Origin of the sequence: Nocardioides sp. (assembly GCF_024509035.1) — a bacterium.
GTDB lineage: Bacteria > Actinomycetota > Actinomycetes > Propionibacteriales > Nocardioidaceae > Nocardioides.
Window position 1 is genome coordinate 1 of sequence record NZ_JANINT010000028.1, and the last position, 12,873, is coordinate 12,873.

12 protein-coding genes and 1 riboswitch are annotated in these 12,873 nt (G+C 73.1%); all 12 genes read left to right on the forward strand.

The annotated features are described in order from the left end of the window. Positions 1-73: 73 nt before the first annotated feature. The 12 genes from Q0L15_RS02850 to Q0L15_RS02905 all read left to right on the forward strand — a co-directional run bounded on the left by Q0L15_RS02850 (position 74) and on the right by Q0L15_RS02905 (position 12,751). On the forward strand, positions 74-757 hold the full coding sequence (locus Q0L15_RS02850) for a hypothetical protein (RefSeq protein WP_296602092.1): 684 nt from the start codon (positions 74-76) through the stop codon (positions 755-757). A gap of 44 nt (positions 758-801) precedes the next feature. After that, entirely contained in the window at positions 802-1,494 is a 693-nt protein-coding gene (locus tag Q0L15_RS02855; RefSeq protein ID WP_296602093.1) for a response regulator transcription factor, read from the forward strand. Then, positions 1,487-2,695: a hypothetical protein gene (locus tag Q0L15_RS02860; protein ID WP_296602095.1), complete on the forward strand. Its 1,209-nt coding sequence runs from the start codon at positions 1,487-1,489 to the stop codon at positions 2,693-2,695. Before Q0L15_RS02855 ends, Q0L15_RS02860 begins: the two co-directional genes overlap by 8 nt. Positions 2,696-2,735: 40 nt before the next feature. Next, complete coding sequence (locus Q0L15_RS02865) at positions 2,736-3,527, forward strand: HAD-IIA family hydrolase (protein ID WP_296602098.1); 792 nt, start codon at positions 2,736-2,738, stop codon at positions 3,525-3,527. 232 nt (positions 3,528-3,759) lie between these two features. Continuing rightward, on the forward strand, positions 3,760-6,495 hold the full coding sequence (locus Q0L15_RS02870) for a hypothetical protein (protein ID WP_296602100.1): 2,736 nt from the start codon (positions 3,760-3,762) through the stop codon (positions 6,493-6,495). Next, positions 6,482-7,315, forward strand: a complete 834-nt coding sequence (locus tag Q0L15_RS02875) for an ATP-binding cassette domain-containing protein (protein ID WP_296602101.1) — start codon at positions 6,482-6,484, stop codon at positions 7,313-7,315. Before Q0L15_RS02870 ends, Q0L15_RS02875 begins: the two co-directional genes overlap by 14 nt. Continuing rightward, positions 7,312-7,950, forward strand: coding sequence for an ATP-binding cassette domain-containing protein (locus tag Q0L15_RS02880; protein ID WP_296602103.1), 639 nt, complete (start codon positions 7,312-7,314; stop codon positions 7,948-7,950). Before Q0L15_RS02875 ends, Q0L15_RS02880 begins: the two co-directional genes overlap by 4 nt. Positions 7,951-8,079: 129 nt before the next feature. After that, a riboswitch (cyclic di-AMP (ydaO/yuaA leader) is annotated at positions 8,080-8,273 on the forward strand. 7 nt (positions 8,274-8,280) lie between these two features. Next, complete coding sequence (locus Q0L15_RS02885; RefSeq protein WP_296602105.1) at positions 8,281-8,817, forward strand: C40 family peptidase; 537 nt, start codon at positions 8,281-8,283, stop codon at positions 8,815-8,817. A gap of 135 nt (positions 8,818-8,952) precedes the next feature. Then, a complete protein-coding gene (locus Q0L15_RS02890; RefSeq protein ID WP_296602106.1) occupies positions 8,953-10,509 on the forward strand; it encodes a methylmalonyl-CoA carboxytransferase subunit 5S in 1,557 nt (518 codons plus the stop codon). A gap of 40 nt (positions 10,510-10,549) precedes the next feature. After that, positions 10,550-12,088 (forward strand): acyl-CoA carboxylase subunit beta, encoded by a 1,539-nt coding sequence (locus tag Q0L15_RS02895; RefSeq protein ID WP_296602111.1) that lies wholly within the window; start codon positions 10,550-10,552, stop codon positions 12,086-12,088. Next, positions 12,085-12,360, forward strand: coding sequence for a hypothetical protein (locus tag Q0L15_RS02900; protein ID WP_296602108.1), 276 nt, complete (start codon positions 12,085-12,087; stop codon positions 12,358-12,360). Before Q0L15_RS02895 ends, Q0L15_RS02900 begins: the two co-directional genes overlap by 4 nt. A gap of 28 nt (positions 12,361-12,388) precedes the next feature. Beyond that, entirely contained in the window at positions 12,389-12,751 is a 363-nt protein-coding gene (locus Q0L15_RS02905; RefSeq protein WP_296602109.1) for a biotin/lipoyl-containing protein, read from the forward strand. The last annotated feature ends 122 nt before the right edge of the window (positions 12,752-12,873 follow it).

Genomic DNA, 12,873 nt, shown 5'->3' on the forward strand with positions numbered 1-12,873 from the left:
CGTCTGTCCGGCGCTGCTGGGGGGGAGCGCCGGACAGAACCAGCCCCCTACCCGCTCTCGGAGAGCATCCGCCATGGAGATCACGACCTCCCCGCACCGCCCGGCGTCCACGCCGTGGGGACGCCTGCTCGCGCTCGTGGTCATCCTCGGCCCGGTCTCCGTCCTGGTGCTGCTCCCGGTCGGGCTCGGCCTGGATCGCTACGTGATGTCGGGGGACTCCATGGACTCGGGCGCGGCGGGCGGGATCCCGCAGGGATCGGTCGTCTTCGAGCGTGACGTGCCGGTGGGCGACCTGCGGCGTGGCGACGTCATCACGTTCCGGCCCCCCGCCTCGTCGGGGGTCGACGGGCTCGTCACCCACCGGATCGTGCGGACCGGGCCGCGCGGCATCATCACGCGCGGCGACGCCGAGCCGGCGCGGGACCCGTGGGTGCTGGTCCCGGACGAGCCGACGCTGCCCCGCGTCGTCTACACCCTGCCCTGGGTCGGCTACCTCTACCTCGTGATCTTCCATCCGGTCACCCGGGTGGTCCTGGCGGCCTCGGTCGGGCTCCTGGTGCTGCTGCTCGCCACCGAGGTCCGGCGCCGCCGCGAGCGCGCCCGTGGCGCGCCGTCCGGCCCGTCAGGAGAGCTGGCCGACGAGCTGGCCGACGGGCGGGTCGAGGACGGTCCGGGGGACGTCCCGGGCGGCCCGCACGGGGTGCGCCAGCCCCCGCGGGCGGCGCTCACGCGCGAATCGCCGGAGGGCGAAGGTTGAGTACCGTCCTCGGAGCAGGTGCCTCGGGCCCTATGCTCCCTCCCATGGCGCACCGTGTTCTCGTCGTAGAGGATGAGGAGGACATCGCGTTCCCCCTTGTCCGGACGTTGGAGCGCGAGGGGTACGACGTCTCGTGGGTGGACAGCGGCCAGCGGGCCCTGGACTCCCTGGCGACCTCACCCGAGGTCGTGATCCTCGACCTCGGTCTCCCGGACATCGACGGCCTCGAGGTGTGCCGTCGCGCCCGGGAAGCGGGGTTCGAGGGGGCGATCATGATCGTCACCGCCCGCGCGGGCGAGCTCGACCGGGTGGTGGGCCTCGACTACGGGGCCGACGACTACCTGGCCAAGCCGTTCGGGCTGGCGGAGCTCCAGGCGCGCGTGCGTGCCCTGCTGCGCCGTACCTCCTCCAGCTCGGCCGCGGCCGAGGATGCCAAGCCCGACGGGCTGCGCATCGACGTGGACGCCCGGCGGGTGTACGCCGGCGAGGAGGAGGTCCCGCTCACCGGCAAGGAGTTCGAGGTCTTGAACATCCTGGCCGCCAACCGGGACAAGGTGGTCTCCCGCGGCCGGCTGATGGCCGACGTGTGGGACGAGAACTGGTACGGCTCGACGAAGACGCTGGACGTCACCATCGGACGGCTGCGCCAGAAGCTCGAGAGCGTGGGCGTGACAGACCGAGTGGTGGCCGTTCGGGGCGTGGGTTTCCGCCTCGAGGGCGGCACCCCCGATGCGTGAGCGCCTGACTGTCGCCTTCGTCGTCCTCACCGTCGTGCTGCTCCTCGGCGCGGGGGTGATCCGCTCCTATGTCCTGCGTGACCTGATCCAGGAGCAGGAGGCCGCCCACCTGCGCCAGGAGGTGGAGCTGATCGGCGCGATCCTCGACGACCGCGCCAAGGCCGGCGGGGCGATCGACACCGAGTTCCTCTCCGACCTCGTGAGCCCGGACAGCCGGTTGGAGTACGACGCGGACGGCGAGCAGCCGCTGGTCGTGCGTGGATCCGACTACGTCGGCAGCGACGACCCCGACGCGGACCTGTCCTCGGCACTGGCGCTCGACGGTGCCGAGCTCACCGTGAGCCAGTCGCCCGAGGTCATCCGGGACATCGTCGGGCGCGACACCGGCTCGATCGCCGCCCTGTTCGTGCTGATCGCGGTGGTCGCGGGCATCGCGGGCTTCCTCATCGCCTCCGCCCTCTCCTCGCCCTTCCAGCGGCTGGCCGTGGCCGCCGCGGCCCTGGGACGGGGGCGCTTCGACCTCGAGCTGCCGCGCACCCGCGTGCCGGAGGCGCGGGCGATCTCCAACGCACTGCGCGCGAGCGCCCGCCAGCTCGAGGACCGCGTGCAGCGTGAGCGCGACTTCGCCGAGCACGCCTCCCACGTGCTGCGGACGCCGCTGACCGGGCTGCGGCTCGAGCTCGAGGACCTGACGCTGCGCGACGACGTGCCGGCCGACGTCCAGGTCTCGGCGGCGCGCGGCCTGGCCGCGGTCGACCAGGTCGGCGCGGTCGCCGCCGAGCTGGTCGAGATGACGCGGCGCGGCAGCCTGGTGGCCGGCGCCGAGCTGCCCCTCGTCGACCTGGCGACGCAGCTCGCCCAGCGGTGGGCCGACCGGCTCGGCGTACGCAACCGCACGTTGACCGCCGCGGCCGAGGGCGACCTGTCGCTCACCTACACGCCCGGACCGATCGAGCACGTCACCGACCTGCTGCTCGCCGACGTCGTACGTCGCGGCGCGGGCGCGGTGCGGATCGTGTTCCACGGCGAGGAGGGCGGGCACCTGCGCATCCACGTCGAGTGCGAGGGGCGGGGCAAGGCGACCGCCGCCGAGCCCCTGGACCGGGTCGGCGAGGTGACCACGGTGGTCGAGGCGCTGGGCGGGCGGGTCACCGGGTCCCACCCCGCCGACGGCATCGAGGTGCTGCTGCCCCGGCGGTGATGTCCGGCGTCCCGGCGGGGACGTCCGCGACAATGGCGCCATGACCACGCGCCCGATCGAGACCTGGCTCACCGACATGGACGGCGTGCTCGTCCACGAGGAGGTGCCGATCCCGGGCGCCCAGGAGTTCATCTCGGCCCTGCAGTCCTCGGGTCGGCGGTTCCTGGTGCTGACCAACAACTCGATCTTCACCCCGCGCGACCTGCGGGCCCGCCTGCTCGGCAGCGGGATCGACGTGCCCGAGGACGCGATCTGGACCTCGGCCCTCGCGACCGCGCAGTTCCTCGACGACCAGCGCCCGCACGGGACGGCGTACGTCGTCGGCGAGGCGGGCCTGACCACGGCGCTGCACGACATCGGCTACGTGATGACCGACCGCGACCCCGACTACGTCGTGCTGGGGGAGACCCGCACCTACTCCTTCGAGGCGATCACCCGGGCGATCCGGCTGGTCGACGGCGGCGCGCGGTTCATCGCCACCAACCCCGACGTCAGCGGACCCAGCCAGCAGGGCATGCTCCCGGCCACCGGATCGGTCGCCGCCCTGATCAGCACCGCCACCGGGCGGCAGCCGTACTTCATCGGCAAGCCCAACCCGCTGATGATGCGCAGCGCCCTCAACCGGCTCGAGGCCCACTCGGAGACCACCGTGATGGTCGGGGACCGGATGGACACCGACATCATCAGCGGGCTCGAGGCCGGGCTGCGCACGATCCTGGTCACCACCGGATCGACCCGCCCCGAGCAGGTCGCGACCTTCCCGTACCGCCCCACTCGCGTCGTCGACTCCGTCGCCGACCTGCTCGAGCTGGTGGAGCCCGCCACCGCCTGACGACTCCGGGGCTTCGTGGTCATGTCGGTGGGGTCGGCGCGGACGTCATCCGAACTGGTCACCCGGGCAGCCACCTCGGATGACCTCCGCCGGGCGGTTCAGGGGACGTCGTACGAGGGGGGCGTCCTGACCCCCAGAACGTAGGACGTCTCGGGTGGCTCCCAGAGACGCGGCTGCCCGGGGCGGCGGGAAAGCCGACGTGGAAGCGCTCCCACCGCCGTACGCTGGCCCGGTGAGCCGGCCCGCCGCCCCCGCGCTGTGGTGGGCTGCGCCGCGCCGACTCGCGCGGACACCGGGCTGGCTGGCCCTCGTGCTGGTGGCGACGACCCTGCTGGTCGCCTCGGTCGCGGCGCCTCCGCTGTTCGTCAGGACCGCCCGCACGACCGCGCTCGACACCGGTCTGCGCGCCGCCGCCGGCAGCCCCTTCGGCCCCGGATCCGCGGACCTGCGGGTGGTCTGGGACGCGTTCTTGCCGCCCCAGGACCTGCAGGTGGTGCTCGACCGGCTCGCGGCGCTGCCGGGGTACGGCGAGCCCGACCTCGGCGCGGCCGGGTTCGGCCAGAGCCGGATGCGGCGTGCCTACGCCCTGGCGAACGGCCACCGGAGCCCCGCGTCGGTCTTCTACCACGACGGCGCCGTCGAGCGGCTCGGTGGAGACCCCGACGCCGACGGGGTCTGGCTGAGCGACACCACGGCCGCAGAGCTCGGCGTCGAGCCCGGCGACCAGGTCTCCCTCGGCATGATCGACACGTTCTTCGAGGGCAAGCCGACCGTCGCGCGGACCACCCTCCTCGGCACCTACCCGACGCCCGAGGGGTCGGTGCTGCCGACCGCGCTCGCCGACCTCCCGGCCTCGGACCGCTGGTTGGTGCCCTTCGAGCCCGATCGGCCGGGCGTGGGCGCACCGCTCGCGATCACCAACCTGGCGACGATGCAGCGGATCGCGATGAGGGTCTTCGAGAACGTCGTGTTCACCGCCGACCTGCTGCTCGACCAGGACCTCACGCCCAGCCAGGCCGCCGCCGCGGCCCGGGGTGTGGCCGCGGTCGGCCGCGAGTCCGTCGACCTCGCCAGCGATCTCGGCTCCTCGCTGCGCAACGGCGAGCCCGAGCCCGCCCGCCTGGACATCGCCACCGGCCTGCCCGACATCGTGGCCGGGGCCGAGACGACCGCCGACACCGCACGTGTGCAGGTGCGGCCGTACGCCGTCGGCGGCCAGCTGCTCGCCGTACTGCTCCTGGCCGCGGCGTGGGTGCTGCTCGGACTGAGCAGGCGGCGCGAGCAGCTGCTCGCCTCCGGCCTGGGCCTGCGGCCGGGGGAGCTGGCGCTGCTGGGTGCCCTGGAGGTCGTGCCGGTCTGCCTCGTGGCCGTGCCGCTCGGCCTGGGGCTCGGCGTGCTCGGCGTGAGCACGGCCGGACCCTCCGAGGACGCCGGCATCGACCTGGGAACGGCCGACCTCGTGCGCGCCGGGACCGCCTCCGGGCTCGCCCTGGTCGTGGTGGCGGCGGTCGCGGGTGCGACCGCGTTCGCGGTCGACCGCCAGGCTCGGCTGTCGCGGCTGGGCGGTCGGCGCATCAGCGTGCCCTGGGGTGCGGCCGTGATCGTCGCGACCGTCGTGCTCGCCATCGCGGTCCTCACGCTCGACCCGGCCGAGCGCAGCCGCACCCCGTTGGCGATCGTGCTGCCACTGCTCGTCGCGACCTCGGTCGCGGTGATCGTGACCCGGGCCGCTGCGCTGCTCGCCGGTCGGTGGCGGCTGCGGTCCCGGCCCGGCAGCGCGCGCTGGCTGGCCGGCCGGCGCAGCGGCACGGTGCTGCGCGAGGTGAGCGCCCTGGCCGCGGTCGTCGCCGTCGCCCTCGGGATGTTCGCCTACACCCTCGCCGTCCAGCGCGGGATCGACGACGGCGTCGCCGACAAGACCGCGGCTCTGGCGGGCGCCCGCTCCTCGATCGAGGTGGCCGACGACTTCCGCGGGCAGGGCCGGCGCGTCGCCGTCACCGCGCCGGCACCCGGGACGTCGATCGTGTGGCGCCACGGCGTGGTGGTGCCGCCCCGGTTCGGCGAGCAGCCGCTGATGGCCATCGACCCCGAGACCTTCGCCGACGTGGCCGACTGGGGCGCCTCCGGCGACCTCGCGGCCGGCCGCTCGCTGGTGCCGCGGCTGGCCGAGGAGGCCGAGGGCGTGCCGGTGATCATCGTGGGCGACTCCGACCTGGAGCCCGGGGACCAGGCGGCGCTCGACTTCAACTCCGAGGGCGTCCAGGTGCCGATCCAGGTGGTCGGGGTCGTCGACGCCTTCCCGGGCTCGGAGAGCCAACCCAACGACTACACGGTCGTGATCAGCTCGCGGCGGATCTTCCCGCTGGTCCCGAAGACGATCGACCCACGCCGCAAGGGGGCCTCGCGCGGGGACGCGGGCGCGTTCAGCTCGTGGGTGTGGTCGCCCGGGTCGACCACCGAGCTGCGCGACACCCTGCGCGGCGCCCGCGTCGCCGTCGACGGCGACGTGGTGACCGCGGACGGTCTGCGGGTCGAGAACGGCCTGGTCGCCTCCACCTGGGCAGCGGCGTACGTCGCTGCCCTCGGCGGCGTCGTCCTCGTCCTCGGCTTCGCAGCGGCCCTCGTGCTCGCACTGCGGCTGGCCGACCGCGACGCCGTGTCCGACGTGCTGCTGCGGCGTGTGGGGTTCTCGACCGGCGAGCTGGCCCGCTCCCGCGCCTGGGAGGTCGCGCGGGCGGTCATGGTCGCGCTGGTCGCGGCCGGGCTGAGCGTCGGCGTCCTCGTCGTGGCCCCCACGATGATCGACGCGACCACCGCGATCGCGCCCCTGGCCCGGCCCCGGCCCGGCTGGCCCGACGCGCTGACGCTGGCCGCGGTGCTGGTGGCCATCGTGCTGGTCTCCTGGCTCGTCGGGGCCCGCCGCGCCGCCCGGCGCCGGACCGCGGAGGTGCTCCGTGCCGGCGGCTGAGCGCGCGACGGCCGTCGTCTGCGAGGACCTGGTGAAGGTCTTCCGGTCCGCGACGGGCGAGACCCACGCCCTGCGGGGCATCGGCCTCGAGCTGCACCCCGGCGCGCTGACTGTGGTCGCCGGTCCGTCGGGCAGCGGCAAGAGCAGCCTGCTCACGCTCCTCGGCGCCCGGGACCGGCCCAGCGCGGGTCGCCTGGAGGTGCTGGGCCGCGACGTCGGGGAGGTCTCCACCCGCGAGCTGCGGACGCTGCGCCGTCGCGGCATCGGCTTCGTCCCGCAGCGCTCGTCGCTCGGGGTCTTCCCGCACCTGCGCGCGGCCGACCAGCTGCGCCAGGTCGCGGCCTGGCGCGGGGGAGCGGCGGCCGACCCGCGCGAGACCCTCGCCGCCGTCGGTCTCGCCGAGCGCGCCGACCACCTGCCGAACGCGCTCTCCGGCGGCGAGCAGCAGCGGCTCGCCGTCTCGCTGGCGCTCGTGGGCGCACCGGCGCTGGTCGTGGCGGACGAGCCGACAGCGGAGCTCGACCACGCCAACGCCGACCTCGTCATGGACGCCCTCCTGGCGGTCGCGGCCGCTGGGTCCGCGGTCGTCATCAGCAGCCACGACGACCGGGTCACCCACCGGGCCGACCGGCTGCTGCACCTGCGCCACGGGGTGCTGTCCAGCGAGACCGCCGGCGCCCGCGCCGCGGCGGCGGTCATCGACTCGACCGGCCGGCTCCAGCTGCCGCCGGCGGTGCTCGAGCTCTTCCCCTCGCGCCGCGTGGTCGTCGAGACCGTCGGCGACGAGGTGCGGCTGCGGCGCCCCGAGGAGGCCCCATGAGCGTCCTCGAGGTCCGTGCGGTCAGCCACGGCTACGGCGCCGGCACCGGGCGCGTCGAGGTGCTCCACGACGTCTCGCTGGCCGTCGGCCCCGGTGAGTTCGTGGCACTGGCCGGACCGTCGGGCTCCGGCAAGTCGACGCTGTGCCACCTCGCGGCCGGCCTGGAGAGTCCCGAGCGCGGTGAGGTCACCGTCGCCGGGCGCCCCGCCGACCAGGTCACCGACTGGGCGGTCGTCGCGGTCGTGCCCCAGCAGCACGGGCTGCTCGCCGGCCTGAGCGTCGCCGACAACGTCTGCCTGCCGGCCTACCGCGCCGGCAGCGACCCCGCCCCCACCCTCGCGGCGCTCGCGGAGGCGCTGGACCTCTCGACGTTCACCCGCCGCGGCGTCCTGGAGACCTCGCTCGGCGAGCAGCAGCGCACGGCGGTGGCGAGGGCCCTGGTCCTCAGCCCCCGGCTCGCCGTGCTCGACGAGCCCACCGGGCACCAGGACGACGACCACGTCGTGCAGGTCGTCGCGGCGCTCGCGGCCGCCGCCCGCAGCGGTACGGCGGTGCTGGTGGCCACCCACGACCAGCGCGTGTGGGAGGTCGCGGACCGCGTCGTACGCCTCGACGAGGGCCGGGTGATCGTGTGATCTTCGTCCATCTTTCGGCCTGATCCACGCGGGGACTGTGGCCCGCGCCACGCGTCGAGCGGCAGCTCGACTCGTGTTCGGCCGGTCTGCCTGGCTACCGTTCCCGACCGTTTGCACCATGCACAACCGGTCGCGGGTACGCCGAGTCCTGCCCGTCCGTGACCGGTCGACAACATCCGGGGCAGGAGTGGGGGACCCACCTTCGCGGTCCCGCCCTCGTCTTCCGAGACCAGGGGACCGCTCGGGGTGAAGCCACCAGCCGGTGGCCGGGCACCTTCCACGCCCGAACCCGACAGCTCACCTCACAGGCGTGGGAAGGAAACCACGCACATGTCCCTCATCCTGCGCGCCCTCGCGAGCGGCGCTCTCGCGGTCGGCCTCCTGGCCACCGCACCCGTCACCCTCGACCAGGCCCACGGCGCGACCGCGGGCCGCGACACCCAGCAGACCCAGAAGCGCGAGGCCCGCCGCGAGCTCCACCGCAAGGCCATCGCCCGCAAGGTCGGCCACGCCGTCGGCATCGCGGTCAACCAGAAGGGCGACCCCTACGCCTCCGGAGCCGCCGGCCCGGACCGGTTCGACTGCTCGGGCCTGACCTACTTCTCCTACCGCAAGGCCGGGTTCAAGCACATCCCGCGGACCTCCGCGGCGCAGGCGCACTTCGCCGACCGGATCAAGCGCAGCAACATGCGCCGCGGGGACCTGATCTTCTTCTACGACGGCGGCGGGGTCTACCACGTCGGCGTGTACGCCGGGTTCAAGCACGGCCACCGGTGGGTGCTGCACTCGCCGTACTCCGGCACCCGCGTGCGCACCGACAAGCTGTGGACCGACAAGTGGTTCGCAGGCACGCTGCGCCACCGGTGAGGCACCACTCCGAGCCCTGATCGGCCGGTCCCGGGACTCCGTTCCCGGGACCGGCCAGGCTCGGACGAGCAACGGCCCGCGGACGAAGGACCAAGGACCCGGGGCACGGCTTCACCCCTCTGCCAGGGTTGAGCCATGACCAACGGCGACACCGAGACAGGGGGCGTCGGCGCCACCGGCGCGACCGCGGCACGACGAGAGATCGGGGTCACCGAGCTCATCCTGCGTGACGCCCACCAGAGCCTGATGGCGACGCGCATGGCCCTCGAGGACATGGTCGACGCGTGCGCCGACATCGACGCGGCCGGCTACTGGTCGGTCGAGTGCTGGGGCGGCGCGACGTACGACGCCTGCATCCGCTTCCTCAACGAGGACCCCTGGGAGCGGCTGCGCACCTTCCGCCGCTTGATGCCGAACAGCAAGCTGCAGATGCTGCTGCGCGGCCAGAACCTCCTCGGCTACCGCCACTACGAGGACACGGTCGTCAACAAGTTCGTCGAGAAGTCCGCCGAGAACGGCATGGACGTCTACCGGACCTTCGACGCCCTCAACGACGTGCGCAACGTGCGCGAGGCCATCAAGGCCGTCCGCCGCGTGGGCAAGCACGCGCAGGGCACGATCTGCTACACCGAGAGCCCGCTGCACACCGTGCAGGGCTACGTCGACATGGCCCACGAGCTCATGGAGCTCGGCTGCGACTCGCTGTGCCTCAAGGACATGGCGGCGCTGCTGCGGCCCCAGCCGGCCTTCGACATCGTCGGCGCCATCAAGGAGTCGCTCGGCCAGGACGTGCGCGTCCACGTGCACTGCCACGCCACCACCGGCGTCACGCTGGTCAGCCTGATGAAGGCGATCGAGGCCGGTGCCGACGTCGTCGACACCGCGATCTCCTCGGTCTCGATGGGCCCGGGCCACAACCCGACCGAGTCGCTGGTCGAGATGCTGCACGGGACGCCGTACGAGACCAACCTCGACGACGACCGGCTGCTGAAGATCAAGGACCACTTCGCCGTCGTGCGGCCGAAGTACACCGAGTTCATGTCGGCGATCACCGGCGTCGAGACCGAGATCTTCAAGAGCCAGATCCCCGGCGGCATGATCTCCAACATGGAGTCGCAGCTGCGCCAGCAGGGCGCGGGCGACCGCCTCAAGGAGGTCCTCGAGGAGGTGCCGCGGGTCCGCAAGGCCGCCGGCTACCCGCCGCTGGTGACCCCGTCGAGCCAGATCGTCGGCACCCAGGCCGTGTTCAACGTGCTGATGGGCCCCTACAAGGTGCTCACCGCCGAGTTCGCCGACCTGATGCTCGGCTACTACGGCGAGTCGATCGGCCCCCGCGACCCCGAGATCGTCGCGGCCGCCCAGGCGCAGACCAAGAAGGAGCCGATCACCGTCCGGCCGGCCGACCTGCTCGAGCCCGAGTGGGAGAAGCTGCAGAGCGAGGCCAACGCGCTCGAGGGCGCCGACGGCAGCGACGAGGACGTGCTGACCTACGCGATGTTCCCGGGCGTCGCCCCGAAGTTCTTCCTCGAGCGGCCCGAGGGCCCGAAGAACGTCGGCAAGGACCCGGCGCAGCAGGCGGCCGAGAAGCTCGCCGCCGCGGCCGAGCCCGGCAGCGGTCCGGTCAAGGGCCCCATCCACTACGCCGTCTCGTTGAACGGCCACAAGCACGACGTCACCGTCGAGCGAGCCTGAAGGGAATCCGGTGAGCAAGCACAAGCACCACCAGGCCTCCATGGAGGAGCGCATCGCCGAGCTCGGCGAGCGCCGCCGCAAGGTCGAGCTCGGGGGCGGCGAGAGCCGTCTGCAGAAGCAGCACGACCAGGGCAAGCTGACCGCGCGCGAGCGGATCGACGCGCTGCTCGACCCGGGCACGTTCCAGGAGACGGGCATGTTCGCCCGCCACCAGTCGACGTACTTCGGTCTCGACAAGGTCGACATGCCCGCCGACGGCGTCGTCACCGGTGAGGGCGCCGTGCTCGGCCGCCCGGTCCACGTGGCCAGCCAGGACTTCACGGTCGCGGGCGGCTCGGCGGGCGAGGTCCACAGCGACAAGGTCGTCGCGATGATGAAGGCGAGCCTGACGACCGGCACGCCGTTCGTGTTCATCAACGACTCCGGCGGCGCCCGGGTCCAGGAGGGCATCGGCTCGCTGGCCGGCTACGGCCGCGTGTTCTACAACAACGTGCTGCTCTCCGGCGTGGTGCCGCAGGTCGCGATCATCGCCGGCCCGTGCGCCGGCGGCGCGGCGTACTCCCCGGCGCTGACGGACTTCATCATCCAGACCCGCAAGGCCCACATGTTCATCACCGGGCCGAACGTCATCGCGCAGGTCACCGGTGAGCAGGTCTCCTCCGACGCCCTCGGCGGCGCGGACGCGCACATGTCGCGCTCCGGTGTCGTGCACTTCGTCGCCGACGACGACGAGCAGGCGATCCTGATCACCAAGAAGCTGCTCAGCTTCCTGCCGCAGAACAACACCGAGGACCCGCCGATCGTCGACCCCGACGACACGATCGAGCCCGACCCCGAGCTGCAGAAGATCGTCCCGGTCTCGGACAAGAAGGGCTACGACGTCCGCGAGGTCATCGCACACATCGTCGACCGGTCCGACTTCCTCGAGGTGCAGGCCGGCTACGCCCAGAACATCGTGATCGGCTTCGGTCGCATCACCGGTCGCACGGTCGGCATCATCGCCAACCAGCCGAGCGTGATGTCGGGTGTGCTCGACATCAACGCCTCCGACAAGGGCTCGTGGTTCGTCCGGTTCTGCAACGCCTTCAACATCCCGCTGGTGACGCTGGTCGACGTGCCGGGCTTCCTGCCGGGCGTCGCCCAGGAGCACGGCGGCATCATCCGCCACGGCGCCAAGCTGCTCTACGCCTACTCGGCCGCGACCGTCCCGAAGCTCACGGTCGTGCTGCGCAAGGCCTACGGCGGCGCGTACGTCGCGATGTGCTCGAAGGACCTGGGTGCGGACAAGGTGTTCGCGTGGCCGACGGCCGAGATCGCGGTGATGGGTGCCGAGGGCGCTGCCGAGATCGTGTTCCGGCGCGAGATCGCCGAGGCCGAGGACCCCGAGACGCGTCGGGCCGAGCTGGTCGACGAGTACCGCTCGACGTTCTCGACGCCGTACGTCGCCGCCGGCCGCGGCCTGGTCGACGACATCATCGACCCCTGCTGCACCCGGGCCGAGCTGTCGCGGGCGCTGGAGATGCTGGCCAGCAAGCGCGACGTGCGGCCCGCCAAGAAGCACGGGCTGGGCCCGACGTGAGCCCCGAGGTGTCGACCGAGCAGGAGCTGCTCGCCGCGATCCGCGAGCTCACGGACCGGGTGGCGGCCCTCGAGGCCGAGGTCGCCGCCGTCCGGGCGCGGCAGGAGCAGGACATTCCCGAGGAGGTCGTGCTCGCGATCTCCGCCGCGGTGGCGTCGTTCCTGGGCCACCGCGCGAAGGTCAAGCAGGTGCACTACCGGACCGGTCAGGCGTGGGCCCAGCAGGGTCGCGTGGCCGTCCAGGGTCACCGGATCATCCACGGTGCCCGGTGAACGGCCAGGCGAAGGCGAAGGTGAGGACATGCAGCTCAAGGTGACCGTCAACGGCCAGGTCTACGAGGTCGAGGTCGAGGTCGAGGAGGAGCCGAAGCCCACGCTCGGCATCTTCATGGCCGGCGGCAACTTCGCTCCGCCCGCCGCGGCCCCGGCGGCTGCTCCGGTCGGCGGCGACGGCGAGGGCGTGCGCGCCCCGCTCGCCGGCACCGTCGCCCGCATCCCCGTCGAGGAGGGCCAGACCATCGAGGCCGGCGCCGTCCTGGTGGTGCTCGAGGCGATGAAGATGGAGACCGAGATCACCGCTCCCGCTGCCGGCACCGTCGGCCAGGTGCTGGTGAAGCCCGGAGAGGCCGTCACCGGCGGCCAGCTGCTCGTCGAGCTGTCCTGAGGGGTTCGGCTCGTTCGGAGGTGGAGGGATCCCCGGCTCGTCCGGGGGTCCCTCTGCTTGTCCGGGCTTGGGTGACCCCGTCTACGACGTACCGGTGAAGTACGGCGAGAACGGCCACGTGG

Excerpts from the sequence above, each read along its gene's own strand:
- Q0L15_RS02890 (WP_296602106.1), top strand. The coding sequence starts at position 8,953 with ATGACCAACGGCGACACCGAGACAGGGGGCGTCGGCGCCACCGGCGCG.
- Q0L15_RS02865 (WP_296602098.1), top strand. The coding sequence starts at position 2,736 with ATGACCACGCGCCCGATCGAGACCTGGCTCACCGACATGGACGGCGTG.
- Q0L15_RS02850 (WP_296602092.1), top strand. The coding sequence starts at position 74 with ATGGAGATCACGACCTCCCCGCACCGCCCGGCGTCCACGCCGTGGGGA.
- Q0L15_RS02895 (WP_296602111.1), top strand. The coding sequence starts at position 10,550 with ATGGAGGAGCGCATCGCCGAGCTCGGCGAGCGCCGCCGCAAGGTCGAG.
- Q0L15_RS02885 (WP_296602105.1), top strand. The coding sequence starts at position 8,281 with ATGTCCCTCATCCTGCGCGCCCTCGCGAGCGGCGCTCTCGCGGTCGGC.
- Q0L15_RS02905 (WP_296602109.1), top strand. The coding sequence starts at position 12,389 with ATGCAGCTCAAGGTGACCGTCAACGGCCAGGTCTACGAGGTCGAGGTC.
- Q0L15_RS02880 (WP_296602103.1), top strand. The coding sequence starts at position 7,312 with ATGAGCGTCCTCGAGGTCCGTGCGGTCAGCCACGGCTACGGCGCCGGC.
- Q0L15_RS02860 (WP_296602095.1), top strand. The coding sequence starts at position 1,487 with ATGCGTGAGCGCCTGACTGTCGCCTTCGTCGTCCTCACCGTCGTGCTG.
- Q0L15_RS02855 (WP_296602093.1), top strand. The coding sequence starts at position 802 with ATGGCGCACCGTGTTCTCGTCGTAGAGGATGAGGAGGACATCGCGTTC.